Genomic DNA, 17,694 nt, shown 5'->3' with positions numbered 1-17,694 from the left:
ATCTCCTTTCTATCGTAATGTTTTTCGTTGCTTTATCAAAATGACGGCAAAAGCGGGCGCGCCAATCATCGCGGTGATCACACCGATTGGCAGTTCTGTCGGCGATAATAGCGTCCTCGCGACTAAATCAGTTAAGGCTAAAAAACCTGCTCCAACAAACATTGAAAGTGGAATTAAATGGCGATGGTCACTTCCCCAAATCAATCTAGTTAAATGGGGAATCACAAGACCTACAAATCCGATAGTACCAGAAACAGCAACTGCCCCACCTGTTAATACGGTTGCTCCAAGTAAAATCATCACTTTACGGACTTTCAAATTCACACCAAGTTGTCTAGCGGTTTCTTCACCAAAGGCGAGTGCATTTAACTCTTGACGATTAAAAAATAAAAGAAAGAAACCGAGCAAGAAGAATGGCATAATCAGTAAAACATGAGACCATCCCCGCATTGCTACACTTCCCATCAGCCAATTGATGATTTGACGTAACTCATCACCCGTTAAGGAAATCATTAGCGAGATAAACGACCCTAAAAAAGAACTAAAGATAATTCCGGCCAAAATGATTGTCTCTGCTGACATAGAACGTTGTACGACTTTAGCAAAAGCAATGACAAGAAATAAAGTTAAAAAACCTGTAATTACACTAACAAAAGGTAATGTAAATGCCCCTACTACTGGTAAGCTAATCCCAAAAAATAATACAATAACGGCCCCAACTGCCGAACCAGATGAAACTCCTAATGTATACGGGTCAGCAAGTGGGTTTTTAAGAAATCCTTGAAAGGCTGCTCCTGCAACCGCTAAACTAGCCCCTACAAACATCGCTAATAATGTTCTAGGTAACCTTATATCCATCACAATATTGATATACAGCGGCTCTAACTCGACATCGATAGGTATATGTAGTCCTTCAGATAGGATAATCAGTAAAACAGTCGAGAAGGGAAGTTCGACACTTCCCTTTCCGATACTGATCATCGCTGCAACAAGCGCAAAAAGAATGACGATGAGATAGGCGATAAAATGGTTATTCGCCAAAAACCTCTGGATAGATGATTGCTGCAAGTTCCTCTACTCCTTTGACAAGACGCGGACCAGATCGCGTCACTTCATCTGAGTTCACATCATACACTCGATCATTTACTACTGCATTCACATCTTGCCATGCAGCTCGATCTTTCACTAACTCACTCGAATTTTCAACATAATATCCGTAAGTTGTAATGATAATATCAGGATTCAGTGAAACAATTTGTTCTTCTGTAAATTGAGGCCAGTCTGATTCTGAGCTTGCAATATTTTCTGCTTGGATCATTTGAAGCATTTCATTAATAAACGTGTTATGACCAGCTGAATATAATTCATCTGATACCTCAATCCATACACTCACTTGTTCTTCTTCAGGTATGTTAGCTGCCTTTTCTTCAATTACGGCAAAGCTTGCTTTCATTTCATCTATAATATCTGCTGCTTCTTGGTCTGCACCAGTTGACTCTCCAATTAATGAAATGGCTTTGTACACATGTTCAATCGAGTTAGCATCATTAATCACGACAACTGGAATGCCCGCAGAACGGATTTGATCAAGTCCTTCAGTAGAGCTATAAGCGGTAGACTCATGTGAAAGCACAAGGTCTGGTGATAAGGAAAGAACACGCTCGACATCAAATGTCATGTCCCCAACACTTTCAATTTCAAGGACTTCCTCAGGATAATTATCCCAATCACTTCGACCAACTACATAGTCTCCTTCACCTAAAGCAAACAGCGTTTCTGTGACACTTGGGATTAATGAAACCACTCTTTCTGGCTTTTGTTCAATCGTGACTTCATCCCCTAAAACATCCGTCACCACTTTTGGAAATTGACCATTCTCTTGCTCATCTGCAGTCGATTCTGATGGAGCCTCTTCAACTTGCTCGTTTTCTTCTGAATCAATTGGTTCAACCGATTCCGAAACCTTCGTCTCGCCACAACCAGCTAGCATACTTGCAATAACGAGGGTGACTAAAAACCATTTCCACTTCTTTAACATTTGACCCACTCCTACTATGTAATTTCACTTATCCCTCTCTCAAGCAGTGATGTAAAACTTCTTTGAACTGGGTTTATATCCAATTAAAATAAGCACCCCTCAAATGAGGAGTGCTTTAGACTATAAAAGTAGTACTAACTAGTTCCATAAAGATAATAGAACAACCTAGACTGCTTCCCCTTTCCTCGAAGGTTTCACGAAAAACAACTAGGCAGGTCTCCTGACTTATGCATGACAATTGTTTCTCCTTCCCATCACATGGAGTGACAGTGGAATCAATGAAACAATCTAGCATTTACAGTGGCGGGACCGTGTTGGAATTGCACCAACTTCCCTATTATCACTCATAAAATATGAGTGACCTAGATGTACGCTATATGAGATTGTAATAAGTACCTTTATTATACATGAATAATCAGGATGTGACAGTACTTATTTTTTCTCATCAGAAAAAGTCCGTTAATTCGATACGGGTATCATATGTTCTTGATCCATCTTTTCTTCTTTTCCTTTGACCAACATCGTATCTCGGTCTTTATAAAGTAAAGCCGATGCTAGAATAAATGACAAAATATCAGCGATTGGAAACGCGATCCACACACCATTCACTCCGAAGAAATGCGGGAGGATTAATACGAGTGGAATGAGGAATAAAATTTGCCTTGATAAAGATAAGATCAAAGCTGGCTTCGGTTTTCCAAGTGCCTGATACAACCCTCCAGCCACCACTTGCACACCGACTACAAAAAAACCTAAGAACATAATCCGTATCGCATTCGAACCTGCTTCAATCACGACTGGATCTGCTGTAAAGATTCTCATAAACACACCTGGGATCGTCATCATCAAAATGAAAACAGCGACCGAACAAATAATTACCATTTTCATCGTTAACCAGATCGTCTCTCGCATCCGGTCAAACTGCTTCGCTCCGTAATTATATCCAACGATTGGCATCATGCCCTGTAGCAAACCAATAATCGGCATGACGGTAAACATAATAATTCGTTGGATAATACCGAAAATCGCCACATACAAGTCACTACCGAACTGAATGAGCATCGAATTAATCGCAATCATCATGATACTGCCAGAAGCTTGTTGGACAAAAGCAGGAATACCAACTGAAACGACTTCTTTCATGATGCTCCACTTAATAGCGAGATTTTTCCACGTGATCGCAATCGTACTTTTTCCTGAGAGGTAATAGTGAAGGAGTACAACTGTCACAGCCGCTTGAGAAATCACGGTTGCGATCGCAGCTCCTTTTACGCCCATGTCTAATCCAAAGATAAAGATCGGATCTAAAATAATATTAATCACTGCCGGAATAATCATGGTCATCATCGCAAATTTTGCATTACCTTCAGATCTGATAATATTATTGATGGCAAAAGCAAAAGCAAAGAAAAATGTACCTATTAGAATTGGAAATGTGTAGTCCACAGCGAATGGCAATATATCTGGGCTTGCTCCAAACAACAAGAGCATTTCTTCTAAAAAGGTGAAAGCTGCAATCACACCTAATAAACTAATAAGAAAAATTAAAGAAATCACTGTCCCAAATACTTGATTGGCTTCTTTTCCTCTATTTTCTCCAAGAAGTCTGGAGATAACTGATGCCCCTCCAATTCCAAGCGCTGCAGAAATCGCCATAATAAGCATCATGACAGGAAATGCGATCGTAACCCCAGCTACAGCGTCAATTCCAACCCCGTATGATATGAAGATCGTATCGACGACATTGTATAGCGCCATGACAAACATTCCAATCATTGCTGGAACCGATAAATCACGCAATAATTTCGGGATAGATTCAGTCCCGAGTCTCGCGCTTTGATTTTTTTGTTTCATTTGTTCTCCCCCTAAGATTGAGCACTCCGCCCCTCACATTCTAAGTTATCTTCAATTTTTCGTAACCACGACAGTAGCAAGGCGGTTTCTTCCTTTGTAAACCGACTCATTAACTCATGTTCGAATACATCCGTTTCTTTCCAAAGAGATTCTTCTACTTGCTTTCCTGCTTGTGTTAGATGAATGACCTTTGCTCGTTTATCTTCTATACTATTAACCTTTTGAATACATTTTTTTTTTAGAAGAGATTCAATGATGCCATTCATAGTCGACCCTTTTATATATAAACGCTTTTGCAAATTTACTTGCGTTTGTGAACCATAATGACTTAGTAAATAAAGAACTCTCGCTTGCGCAGCAGTGAGGTCGAACTCCGCTAGCTTCTGATTGTATCGATTTTGAATTCGGTGCGATAAAAGCGCAATATGATGACCTATTCTATTTTCAACATCACGTTCAAACATTGGTTAGCCTCCTAACAAAAAATACACTCTAATATAGTATCAGCATGCAAGAATTAAATCAATCAATCTGTATCTCCCTCTAAAAATCATTAGGACACTAATAAAAAAAGGTGGCAGTGAATGATTCACTGCCACCTTTTCACTTAAAGATTTTAGGTGTTGTTACTGAAGTTCCTCCGATTCTTTTTCTAGTCTCGCATCAGGAATGAAGAAGGAGAAGGTTGTTCCTTCATCTTTTTTACTATGAACGGAAATTTGACCTTTATGAGCATCAACGATGTTTTTAGCAATCGCTAAACCAAGTCCTGTCCCTCCGCGCCCTCTCGTACGTGCTTTATCGGCCTTATAAAATCGTTCAAACACATAAGGTAAATCTTCTTCAGGAATACCTGAACCTGTATCAATCACATCAAATTTAACCGCACTCTCAAATGGTCTTATTTTTAATATGACTACTCCGTCAGCCTCAGTGTGACGAATGGCGTTGTGAATCAGATTAGTTAACACCTGCTCAATTCGATCCGAATCAAAAGAGAAGGATTTCCCATTTCTTTTTAAATCTAATTTTAGAGTGACACCTTCATCCTTAGCATAACCTTGGAACTTCCTCACAATGCGATCAGAAAAAATGTGAAGATCGATCTCATCGAAATAGAGTTCGATATGCCCTGATTCCATTCGAGCAATATCGAGTAATTCATTTACAAGACGCCCCATACGCAATGACTCATCGTAAATGATTTTTGCTATTTCTTTCTGATCTTCCTCCGTTCCAGCAATATCGTCAATAATCGCTTCACTGTAACCTTGAAGCATTGAAATCGGTGTTCGCAACTCATGAGAAACATTAGCAATAAAATCTTTACGTAGTTTATCATGACGACGTTCTTCTGTCATATCGCGAATGACAGCAACTGCTCCTCGCACATATTCTCGATCATATAACGGGGTCATCAAAATCGCCCAGCTTCTACCTTGCACATCAAGCTCAATCATTTGTTCTTTTTCAACCGATACAACACGTTCAAACAATTGCTGAACCGCTTGTGGTAATGCAGTCTTCTCTTTCTCATCAATGCCTTGTTCGTAAAACCATGACTGCATGAATCGTTCTGCAGGTGGGTTCGTTACAACTAATTTCCCTTTACGATCTAAAGTAATGACACCATCTGCCATACTTACTAAGATCCGAGACAGTTGTTCTTTCTCCTGATTTAAAGCATGAATGTTACGATTTAACTCTCGACCCATTCGGTTAAAAGCAATCGCAAGTTGTCCAATTTCATCATGCGTTAATATAGGTACTTTAGTATTAAACTTTCCTTCGGCCACCTCTAAAGCTACTTGCCTCATTTTCCGCAATGGAGCTGTAATACGTGATGATAAGAAGAAAGCAAAAATCGTCGTTAACACAAGCGCTATTCCAGCAGAGAAATATACAATTCGACGTGTCTCATTTGAAGTCTCTTCGATGGCTGATAGTGATTGGTAAAGAAAGACCGCACTATTTTCTAACTCATCGGATTGTAGAGGGACACCTACTACCATCATTTCTGTATTCGATATTTCACCATCATGTGTAAAAGGAAAGTCCTCTTCCGTGGCAACGACTTGCTCGCCGTTAAATACTTGAGATAACGTTGGATTCGTCACAAATAATTTTGCATGAATTTCATCATTTGACGTATTATTCGTTCCCCAAACTTTTCTACCTTCAACGAAGATGACCGCATGAGTTTCAAAGGAAGAGCCATACTGTGAAATTGTCCTTAATGCATCATCTTGTTCATCATAGCCATCGAAAATAGCAGCTATCATGTTTGCATGGTTCACTAATTGTGATTCTGCCTCATTTACATGAAAACGTTCAAATGATTGCAGCAGCAAGACCATAAGAATGGAAAGAACTACTGAAACTAACAACAAAATAGTAAACCAAAGTTTACCAACAACACTCCGCCAAAACATTATTCTTTCGCAGCCTCGAATTTATAACCAACACCCCAAACAGTGGAGATCATCGCTGCAGCATCAGGTGACATTCGGTTTAATTTTTCTCGCAGCCTCTTAATATGTGTATCAACGGTTCTTAAATCACCAAAGAAGTCATAATTCCACACATCCTTTAGTAATTGCTCACGCGAAAATACTTTATCAGGGGATTGTGCTAAATAATGCAACAATTCATATTCTTTAGGGGTTAAGCTAATCTCATCACCCGCTACCGTAACTCGGTGGGCATCATTATCGATCATTAAGTGAGAAAAAACTAAAACATCTTTAGTTTGTGTATCGGTCTGCAGAAATTTAGTTGTCGATGATCTACGTAGTAGCGCTTTCACACGTAAGACAACTTCTCTAGGACTAAAAGGCTTGACAATATAATCATCTGTCCCAACTTCAAAACCTTGCACACGGTTCGTTTCTTCGCCTTTTGCTGTTAACATAATCACTGGTGTTGCTTTCGTTTTGCGCAATTCTTGACAGACTTCGATTCCATCAATTCCAGGCATCATAATATCTAGTAAAATAAGGTCATAATCTGTTTTAAGTGCCAGCTCTAATGCTTCTTCCCCATTTTCAGCTTCTTCTACTTCATAGTTTTCTCTTTCAAAATACATCTTTAATAAACGACGAATACGATCTTCATCATCCACGACTAAAATACGCGCTTCTTTTTCCATATGTAAAAAACCTCCTGCAAGTACAAATAAGTTCGATAAGGATAGTGTAGCATGTCTTGTGAAAAAAAAGAAAAAACAACATGTATTCAAATGATCAAAAGAAAGACCCTCGCATGAAATCGAGGGTCCAATTGACTTATGCGTATGAATGCAACCCAGCTATAACTAAGTTAACAAAGACTAGATTAAACATAATAAGCCCAAATCCGATAACACATAACCATGCAGAACGTTCCCCTTGCCATCCTCTAGATAATCTTAAATGCAAGTACGCTGCGTAGAATAAGAAAGTAATAAGAGCCCATACTTCCTTAGGGTCCCATCCCCAAAAGCGTGACCAAGCAATTTGAGCCCAGATCATAGCGAAGATTAATCCTCCAAGCGCAAAAACAGGGAACCCAATCGCAATCGCACGATAGCTCACTTCATCAACCGCTTGTGGGCTAACACCTTTTAATAATGGTTGAATAGCTCCACCTATTCGTTTACGTAGAACGAGTCTTAGAACTACATATAAGAGCAGTCCTGTAATAAGTGACCAAATAACTGTATTTAAATCATTACTTCGAATAATCGCTGGTGCGTTAAAGAATGGTTCCATACGATTTTCCGTCAGTAATTGACCTTCATGTGGACCTACTAAGGCAGGCAAGTTATATTCCATTTGAACTTCAACATCATTTTCATTTACATAGTTAAAATTCGCCTCATAGTTCAAGGCCGAGAACGTATAGCTAATGATAATGAAGCCTAATAAACTAATTAATGAATACATAACTAATTCAAATGAAAACGTACGGCGGTTTCGTTTCGTGAAATCTAATGTTCGAGCAAGATACACTAGACCCGCTGCCATACCGATCGTTAGAATTCCTTGTCCTAGAGCAACTGTAATGACGTGGATTTTCAACCAACTACTTTGTAAAGCTGGAATCAGTGGCTCCACTTCTCTTGGAAACAAAGAGGCGTAAGCAATGATCAACATAACAAGTGGTAATGTGAACATGCCAACGACATTCGAACGATAAATAGCATAAATGATTACAAAGGCAATTCCTATTGAAATACCAAGGAATGTCATATACTCAAACATATTACTTACAGGAGCATGTCCAGCATGGATCCATCTTGTAATAAAAAACCCTATCGCAAAGACAGATGCTGCAACAGACGAGATAAAGCCAATTGCTCCCCATTTATTTCCCTTTACTTCTCCTGCCTTGTCACGCCACTTCCTACCTGTTACCGATACAGCGAAGGCAATGGTCGATGCAAGATAGAGGAAAAAGGCAACGTAGAGTAAATTCCCACTTAAAGCTGCCATTTTAAACCCTCCTAGCTTTTCATTTCCGTGTTATTTATTTGTTTTGTCAGTTTTTCTTCTTCTTCCACCTGATCAAGCGGTGGATCCAATGTTGTTTCTTGAATCGATTCGTCAATGTCTTTTCTAAGTGTTAACCAGTTCTTATTTGTATGACCTGAAATCCACACTTCTCCATTGATTCGTTGTAGCCACACTCTACGATGGGCCCAATAAGCACCTTGAATAAGTCCAAACATAAAGATGACTCCACCAACAATTAGGATAGGAATTGTTCGATCTCGTCTGACTCCAAGCGAGGTAACATTGTTCGTCTCTACATCAACAAAGGTCATCTTATAATCATTTTCACCGAGTGGTTCGAGGTTCTGTCTAATACCGACGAAACTCACTTCTCCTTCTGGTGTTTCTGGCGTGATCATATTGAAAATAAATACAGGGTTATCAGGAATGCTTGAACGTGTGGCAGGCACATTGTTGTCATTCAAGAAATAGTCAGGGAAGTATTCTTGGATCCGCACCTCATACCCATCACCTAAGTCATAACTTGGTTGCGGGTTATAAAGGTCAATATCCATTCGCCCGAACGTGTCCCCTGTTTCTTTGTCTTCTAATGTAAAACTCATCGTCTTAAATTCATTAAGTTTGTAGCTAAGTTGATAGAAATTAAATCCATCATAACTTAGTGGGTAGTTCACACGAATAGGGTGTTCAGCTACTTTTACTAACTCTCCTCGTTCTCCCACAGTCTCAGCTTCCGTACGTTCATACAACACGGCATCCGTTTGGAAATTACTAATGACAGGATTACCTGAACGCTCAATTGCTTCACTAAAACGCTCATCATTTTCATCATATGTTTCTATCATAAAACGTTCATTAGCAATAAAGTATTGACCGTCGGTACCCGGAACAACGACTTCTTCTCCTTCTCGGACCCACACATGTTCATCAATGTACATCCCAGGGAAGTAGCGCAACATACAACCAATTAAGAAAATAATAAGACCGACATGATTCACATAAGGGCCCCAACGAGCAAAACGACCTTTTTCAGCAACAAGATTTCCATTTTCTTCAGCAATCTTGTATTTTTTCTCTTCTAGTCGTTGTCTTACCTTTGCAAACGTTTCGTCGACTTCCTCACTCGAAATTGATGATGTACCAAACACACGCTGTCTTTTCATAAAATTAGCATGTCTTGTCACTCTTTGTGTTTTTAAAGCACGATGTAACGGTATAGCACGATCAAGACTGGCAATAATAATAGAAACACCAAGAGCTGCAATGAGTAACATATACCACCAAGAGCTATACAAATTGTGAAGACCTAGTAAATAATAAATCTCCCCCGCATATCCGTATTCCTCAGCATAATAGATCGACGCAACCGCCGTCGGTGGAATATACATTTCTTGTGGAAAGATCGTTCCAAGTGAGGATGCTAGTAGTGTCAGAACGATAATCCAGATCCCTACTTTTACACTCGAAAAGAACATCCATATTTTATCAATGATAGTAGTTGTGTATGTTTGTGAACGTCTTGCCACACCCTCATACTTCATATCAAGAAGTTTCTTTTGGGTGTCGTTCTCCTCGATTGGCTTTCCGCATGATTCGCATATTTCTGTACCATGAGGATTTTGATGCCCACATTCACAGGTTACCTTGTTCATGCCTTACACCTCAATTAAGTACCTGGTTTTATTTGTTCTAAAAATTCCCTAACTTGAGCTTCTCTCATTCCACCGGTGTGGACTTTAACAATCTCACCATGTTCATCGATTAAAATCGTCGTTGGTAAAGGACGTATGCCGTAAGCATCAATGATTTGTCTACCTTTATCGATGGCAATAGGGAATGTTAAGTTCAAGCGATTAGCAAACTGCTTAACGACAACATCTGTTTCATTAGCGTTAACAGCGATTATTTCGACACCTTGTTCCTTGTATTCACGATAAAGATCTTCCATTACTGGCATCTCTTCCACACAAGGAGGGCAATACGTTCCCCAGAAATTCAAGAAAACGCCTTTTCCTTTATAATCCTCTAACTCAATACGTTCTCCTTCAAGGTCAACCACGGCGAAGTTAATCGCATCGTTTCCCGCTCTAGCAACACTATGATCTGCAATAAAGTTGGAATAAAACGTATAGGCAAGGGCGATTGCAATCACAGCAAGAATAGACGTACGCATGATTAATCGTTTTTGCTTCATTTTGTATGTTTCTCCCCTTTTCTACACAAATCAATTTGCCCGATACTGCTATTATAGCTGTATGGGCGACGCACAACGTTTTCTTTTATGACGGTTTCGTGAAAGCTAGTTCTCGCAAATGCTTAACTTCAATTGGCTTAAGTGGTCTCACATCACCAGGATTCATGCTGTGTAAGTTTAAGAAGCTATATTGCTCACGCTTCAACTTCATGACAGGATGACTAATCGCATCAAACATCCGACGCACTTGACGATTTTTCCCCTCGTGAATAACAATGCGAACAATCGCCGTTTGTTTCTTCTTATCAAATGACATGATTTTCACTTTTGCAGGAGCAGTCTTCCCATCTTCTAACATCACACCATCTTGTAATCTTTTGATCTCTTCACGCGTCGGTATACCTCGTACTTTGGCAACGTACACTTTTTCAATCTTAAATTTTGGATGCATAAGTTGATTAGCAAAATCCCCATCATTTGTTAATAATAATAAACCAGATGTATCATAATCTAGACGACCAACCGGGAAGACACGTTGCTCGACATCTATGAAGTCTGTTACAACTTTGCGACCTTTTTCATCTTTCACACTCGAGATAACACCTTGGGGCTTGTACATTAGAAAATAAACGGGTGTCTCGCGATCAATTGGTACGCCTTCTACTTCAATTTCATCTTTATGTGCATTTACTTTCACACCAAGTTCTGTCACTACTTTTCCATTCACTCTAACTTTGCCGTCAGAAATTAAGGTCTCTGCCTTTCTTCTTGACGAAATTCCTGCTTGTGCAATAACTTTCTGTAAACGTTCCATTCTATTCCTTCACCTCATCTACCATCATACTCTCAGATATCGTAATTCTCAAGCAGAAGACGTCATTCAACTTGAGCGTTCATTTTTTTGTCACCATTACCATTCAATAAAATGGTTATTTTAGAAATTAATCCAATATAAAAGTCTAACTTCCTTCATTATTTGGAAGTTAGACTCAAATTTATACCTTTTTACATACCGAAAACAATCGTCACGATAATAATCGAAGCAATAATTCCAACTAAATCTGCTAGTAACCCTACTTTTAACGCGTCTCCCATCTTTTTAATGCCAACTGCCCCGAAGTAAACCGTTAATACGTACAATGTTGTATCCGTACTACCTTGCATTGTCGATGCTAGTCGACCGATAAATGAATCCGGCCCATACGTCGCGATTAAATCACTCGTCATCCCAAGTGCTCCAGTTCCTGATATTGGTCTGATCATCGCTAATGGAACGATCTCTGATGGAACCCCAACCACTTCTAGCATAGGCTTCATTAATTCTATGAGAAATTCCATCGCACCCGAGGCTCGAAAGACAGAAATTGCAACAAGCATCCCTACTAAATAGGGAATGATCGAGATTGCCATCCCAAATCCATCTTTTGCTCCTTCAACAAAGGTTTCATATGTCGGTACTTTTTTATACGTCCCATACACAAGAATGAAGCCGATGAGAACAGGTATGAACCATATGGAGATGATGGTTAAAGCACCCAATTAGGCTCTCCCCTTTCTCAGTCGCCGATAATAAAAATATCGATCAATCAAAATCGCTCCCGCAGTCGAACAGGTTGTTGCTAAGAGCGTCGTTCCAACAATCTCTGTTGGTGAAACAGAGTCGTAACTCATTCGAATGGAAATGACCGTTGTCGGGATAAGGGTGATGCTTGCTGTATTTATCGCAAGAAGCGTAATCATAGAACGACTAGCAGAGTCTTTCCCTTCATTTAATTCTTTTAACTGTTCCATCGCTTTGATCCCCATCGGCGTCGCTGCATTGCCTAAACCAAATAAATTGGCTGTCATATTGGAGAGAATATAACCCATTGCAGGATGATTAGCTGGAACTTCCGGAAATAATCTTGTTGCAAGTGGTCGCATGACTTTCGCTAACCCTTTGAGCACTCCTGCAACTTGAGCGATTTTCATCAAACCTAACCAAAACACAAGAATACTAATGAGGCCGATACAAATAGCGACTGCATCTTTTGCTCCCGAAAAAATCGCTTCATTTACTTCTTCCATCCTACCGTTTACAGCCGCAAATAGTATGCCGATGACGAGCATCCCCACCCAAATTTTATTAATCACCCGACCTCACCCCAAGCGTGATCTGGAAAACTCCTAAAAATCTCGACCAAAATCCTTTTTTCTGTTCGCCTTCAGGAGCATCATAATAGAGCGGAACCTGACCAATTCTTTCTGCTGCTAGGCTAAGCTCAACTTTCCCAACTGGTTGAGGTGGAATATATCCTTCCCGCTTATCTTCAGTTGGTGGGGTATACAATGTTACACGCTTATCGAGCTGGTCGACTTCATTGCTTGCAAGTGGGTATTCAAAGGCATACGAACTAAAAATATGTCCTTTGTAAAAAGCATCCTCCACTTCAGTAAACTCACCCTCTTTTACCAATGTCTCTAATTTAAATGTATCAAATGCCCAGTTAAATAGATTCATATGATCATGCCAATCACTTGGTGCATTAAGTGTCACTGTAATTAAGTCAAGGTCATCTTTACTCGCTGTTGACACGAGTGTTCGTCTAGCACGCTTTGTGAAGCCCGTTTTTCCACCCGTTGAATGAGGATACAATTCTGTTAATAAACGGTTTTTATTCGTCCATACACGAATCTGATCTCCCTCAACTCGGTGTGTTTTTGTCGATGATATCTCTTGATACGTCGGATGGTTCATAGCATAGCGCGTTAGGACTGCCATGTCATAAGCCGAGGAGTAATGGTCCTCGTGGTCGTCTAGTCCATGTGGATTTTGAAATAGTGTGTTTGACATTCCGAGTTCTTTCGCTTTTTCGTTCATTAAATAAACAAAGCCTTCCAAACTTCCCCCTACATGTTCAGCAATGGCAACAGCAGAGTCATTTCCACTTCGTAGCATTAATCCATAGACAAGATCTTCAAGTAAGATTTTTTCTCCTGCCCTAAGGTAAATCGATGAACCTTCTGTGCCTTCAGCATTCGAAGAAACTTTCACAACATCCTTCATTTTTCCGGATTCAACCGCTAAAATAGCTGTCATGATTTTTGTAATACTGGCTATCCTAAGTGGCTCGCGTGCATTTTTCTCATATAACACTCGCCCTGACTCTTGCTCCATTAAAATAGAGGCCTGTGCAGATACAGAGAAATTACGTGCATCGACTTCGATTGATGACGTTAGCATTGATGAAAATAAGAATAAACTTATAAGGCCTACATAAACCACGCGTTTTATCATATATGATCCCCACCTCGTCTAGTTATCTGCTTTTTTCTGAAGCAATCTAACCTAAATATCTGTAAGACAAGTTTATGCAAGACAACCTTAGATATGTGCGATTCTTATGGTAGGGCCCTTCGCTTTGCATATCATTACCAATTAGAGAACATACTAATGGCTGATCTCTATTTTTAAATTGGGAGGAGTAAAGATGATTTTCCAAGAGTTAGCTATTGTTACAGGTCGCATCTTCACCATACTCCCTTTGTTACTATTCATGACATTAACGATGGGGAAACGCTCGATCGGTCAAGTGCCTATATTTGATTTTTTGGTCATTGTCACGCTAGCCTCTGTCACTGGTGCTGATATTGCTGATCCAAACGTAAGTCATATTCATACAGCTTATGCCATTGTCATCATTGCTCTCTTTCAAAAAGCCGTTGCATTTTCAGTGATTCGTCATCGCCCTTTCGGTAAATGGATTACCTTTGAACCGACTGTTGTCGTCAAGGAAGGAAAGATGCTAGTGGATAATGTCACGGCAATTCGTTATTCCATCGATAATGTCCTGCAAATGCTGAGACAAAAGGGTGTCTTTGATATTGGAGATGTTCATTTAGCGATCATTGAAGCCAATGGAGATATTAGTGTGCAAAAGAAGCCTAATAAAGCAACACCGAGCTTGGAGGACCTAAATTTGAAGAAGAAATACCTTGGTATCTCATATCCAGTCATTATTGAAGGGGAAATGCGTGAGGAGGTATTGAAGCAATTAGACATTACGAAAGAATCACTCCAAAAACGCCTTGAAAATATGGGAGTGATTCGACTTGAAAAAATATTTTTATGCACGATTACACATGAGGGAGATCTTCAGCTCTCTTATTCATCAAAAGATGATCGCTATGAGCTCGTGCAACATTAATTCGTATAAGGTTTTAACGTGTCAATGAGTTGAGCGACTTCTTTTTCACACCATATATATCTTTTTTTTGATTGCTCATTGTCTGTATCAAGTGCATATATCGAAAAATCAGCCTGTACTTTTTTCAGCCCCGCTGCAAGCAACGCAAGTTCCGTCGGTTCTGGAACCGTGATTTTGTCATCAAATAAATCAACATTTAACTGACCATCTCGATCGACCTGAGCTAGAAAAACATTTTCAACGGAAGCATCTAGTTTCGATAATTCTGTATGAAGCCATTCACGATTTAATCCTCGTGTAGCAAGTGGCTCATCCATGATCTCGCCATCTTTAATGATTGTCTCTGGTTGTTTTGTCTGCGCGACATTCATTTGTAATGTAGATGGGTTGACTGGCTGTTTTTCTGACTTTAATAACACATTTAATTCACCGTTCGATTCTAATACAGCAAATTCTACATCTGAAGTTTGAAAGATATTTTTTGACCGTAATTTCCTTAACAATTCGTCTGTTGTCACATGTTGTTTGGACATATTATCTTCGAGAATTTTCCCGTCTTTCATCATCGGAATACCCCGACCGTACATAAATGTCCTAAGCTTCGAACTTTTCTCAACAGCTACAGAAAGTCCTATTGCAACACTGCCCCATACAAATAAAGCAACTAAAACAAAAGCAATAGGGATTTGCAAATTAAAGGCTCCTATGGCCCCGATGATTGATATCCCGACTACTAATGAAAATTCAAACGAGGAACATTCTCCCACTGGCTTTCTTATAAATCCACGAAAGAACATAAATAAAAGAATGAGAACACCAATACTTCTACTCGCAACCTCAAGCCATCCAGGCATACAATCCCTCCTTAATTTCCTTTATATTGTGGCTCTTCACGTTCTAAAAACATCACTTGATCTTCCATTTCCTTAACAATCGTTCGTACCTTCAATGCCCCATGATGATAAACCCGCTGCGCTTCATCATCAACCGATTGCAGCGCTAATTTAGATAAAGTTGCCTCAATTCCTTTTAATGAAAAAAGAGTTCCTTTCACTTGTCCAGCGACTGACATACTATTCACCTACCCTTTCGATTTAAATACAAGTGAGGCAAGAAAACCAAAAATAATGGCTGCTGATATCCCTGCACTTGTTACTTCGAAGATTCCTGTGATAACTCCGACAATTCCGTATTGCTCCGCCTCTGCCATCGCCCCATGAACAAGGGCATTACCAAAACTAGTAATCGGAACTGTCGCACCCGCTCCTGCAAAATCAATTAAAGGTTCATATAACCCAACACCGTCTAAAATAGCTCCTGCGACTACTAATGTACTCATCGTATGAGCGGGTGTTAATTTCCCAACGTCTATTAGAAGTTGTCCAATCACACAGATCAAACCTCCAACGATAAACGCCCATAGAAATATCATACGCTCACCCCACTTGCTTCGATCGATACGGCATGCGCGATGCATGGAATCGTTTCTTTTTGTTGAAAAGATAATGGAGATAACAGTGCACCTGTTGCGACAATAAGCATTCGCTTGATTTCTCCACGTTTCATTCTATTTATTAAATGACCATATGTGACTGATGCTGAACAACCTGGCCCACTCGCACCAGCGAGTACTGGCTGACCCTCACGGTAGATCATCAACCCACAATCTTGAAAAACACCTTCTGCGAAGACGAGACCACGTTGAGCTAACATTTCTTTCGCTATCGGTAATCCTACTCGACCTAGATCGCCTGTGGCAATTAAATCGTAATGATCTGTTGGCAAGTTCAAATCGCGAAAATGTGATTCGATGGTCTCAACAGCTGCAGGCGCCATCGCTCCTCCCATATTAAATGGATCTGACAAACCCATATCAATCACTTTTCCAATCGTTGCTGATGTCACAACAGGCCCGTTGCCTTCTTTTGCAATCACTGCAGCACCTGATGCCGTTACTGTCCACTGCGCAGTTGGTGGCTTTTGTCCGCCGTATTCTGTAGGATAACGAAATTGTTTTTCTGTTGCTGCATTATGACTCGTCGCTGCTGTTACGACATGCTTTGCCCCATTAGCATTCACAAGAAAAGCCGCTAAAGCCAATCCTTCCATCGATGTTGAACAGGCACCAAACATCCCTAGATAAGGAATACAAAGCGCACGACAAGCAAAGCTTGATGGAGTAAGTTGATTTAATAAATCTCCAGCTAACATAAATTGAATGTCTCCATTCGTTAACTGAGCTTTTTCAATCGCTCTGGTGACAGATTCCTCTACTAATACCCGTTGTGCTTTCTCATAGGAATCTTGTCCTAACCAAAGGTCTTCATGAAGCAAATCAAAATCATTTGCCAACATACCTCTTGCTTCAAATGGTCCTCCTACTGTTCCTGTCGAGAGAATGACTGGCCTTTTATCAAATGTCCATGATTGGTGTCCAATTAACATTTACAACCCTCCCCACTGAATTAGAATCGTTTTGATAAGAGCAATAACAAATGCCGCTACCGTCCCAAATACGATAACTGAGCCAGCAAGTTTGAACATGTTTCCCCCAACGCCCAACACATATCCTTCCGTTCTATGTTCAATCGCGGCTGAAGCAATAGAGTTCGCAAATCCCGTCACAGGAACAGCTGTCCCTGCACCAGCAAACTGGGCATAGCGATCATACACCCCAAAACCAGTCAATAAAACCGAAAGAAAAATGAGCACAGCAACAGTCGGATTTCCAGCCGTTCGTTCCGTAAAATCGAAAAATGTATAGAATATAACTTGAATGCCTTGCCCCAACACACATATCAATCCACCAATGATAAATGCTCGAATGCAGTTTTTACCTACTGGCCTTTTTAACTCATGTTTTTTTGCCAAGCGTTGATACTCTTGCTGTGTCGGACTACTATTTTTTACTTTGCTCGATGACATATT

Annotated in this window: 19 protein-coding genes and 1 riboswitch; of the genes, 1 reads left to right on the top strand and 18 read right to left on the bottom strand. The window is 40.0% G+C overall.

Annotated elements, in window-relative coordinates; all coding sequences use genetic code 11:
• Positions 1 to 9: 9 nt before the first annotated feature.
• The 13 genes from CDZ88_RS05810 to CDZ88_RS05750 all read right to left on the bottom strand — a co-directional run bounded on the left by CDZ88_RS05810 (position 10) and on the right by CDZ88_RS05750 (position 13,856).
• Positions 10 to 1,068, bottom strand: coding sequence for a FecCD family ABC transporter permease (locus CDZ88_RS05810; RefSeq protein ID WP_100372641.1), 1,059 nt, complete (start codon positions 1,066 to 1,068; stop codon positions 10 to 12).
• Positions 1,031 to 2,038 (bottom strand): ABC transporter substrate-binding protein, encoded by a 1,008-nt coding sequence (locus CDZ88_RS05805; RefSeq protein ID WP_100372640.1) that lies wholly within the window; start codon positions 2,036 to 2,038, stop codon positions 1,031 to 1,033. The genes CDZ88_RS05810 and CDZ88_RS05805 overlap by 38 nt, the downstream gene beginning before the upstream one ends.
• A gap of 193 nt (positions 2,039 to 2,231) precedes the next feature.
• Positions 2,232 to 2,419: riboswitch (cobalamin riboswitch) on the bottom strand.
• A gap of 78 nt (positions 2,420 to 2,497) precedes the next feature.
• Positions 2,498 to 3,892: an MATE family efflux transporter gene (locus CDZ88_RS05800; RefSeq protein ID WP_100372639.1), complete on the bottom strand. Its 1,395-nt coding sequence runs from the start codon at positions 3,890 to 3,892 to the stop codon at positions 2,498 to 2,500.
• Between the two features lie 11 nt (positions 3,893 to 3,903).
• Entirely contained in the window at positions 3,904 to 4,356 is a 453-nt protein-coding gene (locus CDZ88_RS05795) for a MarR family winged helix-turn-helix transcriptional regulator (protein WP_100372638.1), read from the bottom strand.
• A gap of 162 nt (positions 4,357 to 4,518) precedes the next feature.
• Positions 4,519 to 6,324 (bottom strand): ATP-binding protein, encoded by a 1,806-nt coding sequence (locus CDZ88_RS05790; RefSeq protein WP_100372637.1) that lies wholly within the window; start codon positions 6,322 to 6,324, stop codon positions 4,519 to 4,521.
• Positions 6,324 to 7,040, bottom strand: a complete 717-nt coding sequence (locus CDZ88_RS05785) for a response regulator (RefSeq protein WP_100372636.1) — start codon at positions 7,038 to 7,040, stop codon at positions 6,324 to 6,326. Before CDZ88_RS05785 ends, CDZ88_RS05790 begins: the two co-directional genes overlap by 1 nt.
• A gap of 136 nt (positions 7,041 to 7,176) precedes the next feature.
• The gene (ccsA, locus tag CDZ88_RS05780; protein ID WP_100372635.1) at positions 7,177 to 8,364 is read right to left on the bottom strand and encodes a cytochrome c biogenesis protein CcsA; all 1,188 of its coding nucleotides are present in this window, start codon (positions 8,362 to 8,364) and stop codon (positions 7,177 to 7,179) included.
• An 11-nt stretch (positions 8,365 to 8,375) separates the two neighbouring features.
• A complete protein-coding gene (locus CDZ88_RS05775; RefSeq protein ID WP_100372634.1) occupies positions 8,376 to 10,037 on the bottom strand; it encodes a cytochrome c biogenesis protein ResB in 1,662 nt (553 codons plus the stop codon).
• A gap of 14 nt (positions 10,038 to 10,051) precedes the next feature.
• Positions 10,052 to 10,579, bottom strand: a complete 528-nt coding sequence (resA, locus tag CDZ88_RS05770) for a thiol-disulfide oxidoreductase ResA (RefSeq protein ID WP_100372633.1) — start codon at positions 10,577 to 10,579, stop codon at positions 10,052 to 10,054.
• 85 nt (positions 10,580 to 10,664) lie between these two features.
• Positions 10,665 to 11,393: a pseudouridine synthase gene (locus tag CDZ88_RS05765; protein WP_100372632.1), complete on the bottom strand. Its 729-nt coding sequence runs from the start codon at positions 11,391 to 11,393 to the stop codon at positions 10,665 to 10,667.
• Positions 11,394 to 11,584: 191 nt separating this feature from the next.
• The gene (locus tag CDZ88_RS05760; RefSeq protein WP_100372631.1) at positions 11,585 to 12,118 is read right to left on the bottom strand and encodes a spore maturation protein; all 534 of its coding nucleotides are present in this window, start codon (positions 12,116 to 12,118) and stop codon (positions 11,585 to 11,587) included.
• Positions 12,119 to 12,712, bottom strand: coding sequence for a nucleoside recognition domain-containing protein (locus CDZ88_RS05755; RefSeq protein ID WP_100372630.1), 594 nt, complete (start codon positions 12,710 to 12,712; stop codon positions 12,119 to 12,121).
• Positions 12,705 to 13,856, bottom strand: a complete 1,152-nt coding sequence (locus CDZ88_RS05750; RefSeq protein WP_100372629.1) for a D-alanyl-D-alanine carboxypeptidase family protein — start codon at positions 13,854 to 13,856, stop codon at positions 12,705 to 12,707. Before CDZ88_RS05750 ends, CDZ88_RS05755 begins: the two co-directional genes overlap by 8 nt.
• 193 nt (positions 13,857 to 14,049) lie before the next feature.
• On the opposite strand from CDZ88_RS05750, the gene CDZ88_RS05745 reads away from it, so the two are divergent.
• On the top strand, positions 14,050 to 14,766 hold the full coding sequence (locus tag CDZ88_RS05745; protein ID WP_232718576.1) for a DUF421 domain-containing protein: 717 nt from the start codon (positions 14,050 to 14,052) through the stop codon (positions 14,764 to 14,766).
• On the opposite strand, the gene CDZ88_RS05740 is transcribed toward CDZ88_RS05745, so the two are convergent.
• Genes CDZ88_RS05740 through spoVAC form a run of 5 tightly spaced genes read right to left on the bottom strand, consistent with a single transcriptional unit; the run spans position 14,763 to position 17,691 of the window.
• Entirely contained in the window at positions 14,763 to 15,620 is an 858-nt protein-coding gene (locus CDZ88_RS05740) for a DUF421 domain-containing protein (RefSeq protein WP_100372628.1), read from the bottom strand. The two genes, CDZ88_RS05745 and CDZ88_RS05740, sit on opposite strands and share 4 nt — an antisense overlap.
• An 11-nt stretch (positions 15,621 to 15,631) precedes the next feature.
• Positions 15,632 to 15,838 carry a DUF1657 domain-containing protein gene (locus CDZ88_RS05735; RefSeq protein ID WP_100372627.1) on the bottom strand — a complete coding sequence of 69 codons (207 nt, stop codon included), beginning with the start codon at positions 15,836 to 15,838 and terminating at the stop codon, positions 15,632 to 15,634.
• A 9-nt stretch (positions 15,839 to 15,847) separates the two neighbouring features.
• Positions 15,848 to 16,198 carry a stage V sporulation protein AE gene (gene spoVAE, locus CDZ88_RS05730; protein WP_100372626.1) on the bottom strand — a complete coding sequence of 117 codons (351 nt, stop codon included), beginning with the start codon at positions 16,196 to 16,198 and terminating at the stop codon, positions 15,848 to 15,850.
• The gene (gene spoVAD / locus CDZ88_RS05725; RefSeq protein WP_100372625.1) at positions 16,195 to 17,211 is read right to left on the bottom strand and encodes a stage V sporulation protein AD; all 1,017 of its coding nucleotides are present in this window, start codon (positions 17,209 to 17,211) and stop codon (positions 16,195 to 16,197) included. The genes spoVAE and spoVAD overlap by 4 nt, the downstream gene beginning before the upstream one ends.
• Positions 17,212 to 17,691, bottom strand: a complete 480-nt coding sequence (gene spoVAC, locus CDZ88_RS05720; protein ID WP_100372624.1) for a stage V sporulation protein AC — start codon at positions 17,689 to 17,691, stop codon at positions 17,212 to 17,214. It lies immediately after the preceding gene.
• Positions 17,692 to 17,694 lie beyond the last annotated feature (3 nt).

The organism is Bacillus sp. FJAT-45037, from assembly GCF_002797325.1.
Taxonomy (GTDB): domain Bacteria; phylum Bacillota; class Bacilli; order Bacillales; family Bacillaceae_D; genus Alkalihalophilus.
The sequence above is the reverse complement of the archived record's forward strand: the minus strand, read 5'-3'. Positions and strand labels throughout refer to the sequence as shown.

Coding starts and splice junctions, on each gene's coding strand:
- CDZ88_RS05805 (WP_100372640.1), bottom strand. CDS start 2,038: ATGTTAAAGAAGTGGAAATGGTTTTTAGTCACCCTCGTTATTGCAAGT.
- CDZ88_RS05800 (WP_100372639.1), bottom strand. CDS start 3,892: ATGAAACAAAAAAATCAAAGCGCGAGACTCGGGACTGAATCTATCCCG.
- CDZ88_RS05795 (WP_100372638.1), bottom strand. CDS start 4,356: ATGTTTGAACGTGATGTTGAAAATAGAATAGGTCATCATATTGCGCTT.
- CDZ88_RS05790 (WP_100372637.1), bottom strand. CDS start 6,324: ATGTTTTGGCGGAGTGTTGTTGGTAAACTTTGGTTTACTATTTTGTTG.
- CDZ88_RS05785 (WP_100372636.1), bottom strand. CDS start 7,040: ATGGAAAAAGAAGCGCGTATTTTAGTCGTGGATGATGAAGATCGTATT.
- ccsA (WP_100372635.1), bottom strand. CDS start 8,364: ATGGCAGCTTTAAGTGGGAATTTACTCTACGTTGCCTTTTTCCTCTAT.
- CDZ88_RS05775 (WP_100372634.1), bottom strand. CDS start 10,037: ATGAACAAGGTAACCTGTGAATGTGGGCATCAAAATCCTCATGGTACA.
- resA (WP_100372633.1), bottom strand. CDS start 10,579: ATGAAGCAAAAACGATTAATCATGCGTACGTCTATTCTTGCTGTGATT.
- CDZ88_RS05765 (WP_100372632.1), bottom strand. CDS start 11,393: ATGGAACGTTTACAGAAAGTTATTGCACAAGCAGGAATTTCGTCAAGA.
- CDZ88_RS05750 (WP_100372629.1), bottom strand. CDS start 13,856: ATGATAAAACGCGTGGTTTATGTAGGCCTTATAAGTTTATTCTTATTT.
- CDZ88_RS05745 (WP_232718576.1), top strand. CDS start 14,050: ATGATTTTCCAAGAGTTAGCTATTGTTACAGGTCGCATCTTCACCATA.
- CDZ88_RS05740 (WP_100372628.1), bottom strand. CDS start 15,620: ATGCCTGGATGGCTTGAGGTTGCGAGTAGAAGTATTGGTGTTCTCATT.
- CDZ88_RS05735 (WP_100372627.1), bottom strand. CDS start 15,838: ATGTCAGTCGCTGGACAAGTGAAAGGAACTCTTTTTTCATTAAAAGGA.
- spoVAE (WP_100372626.1), bottom strand. CDS start 16,198: ATGATATTTCTATGGGCGTTTATCGTTGGAGGTTTGATCTGTGTGATT.
- spoVAD (WP_100372625.1), bottom strand. CDS start 17,211: ATGTTAATTGGACACCAATCATGGACATTTGATAAAAGGCCAGTCATT.
- spoVAC (WP_100372624.1), bottom strand. CDS start 17,691: ATGTCATCGAGCAAAGTAAAAAATAGTAGTCCGACACAGCAAGAGTAT.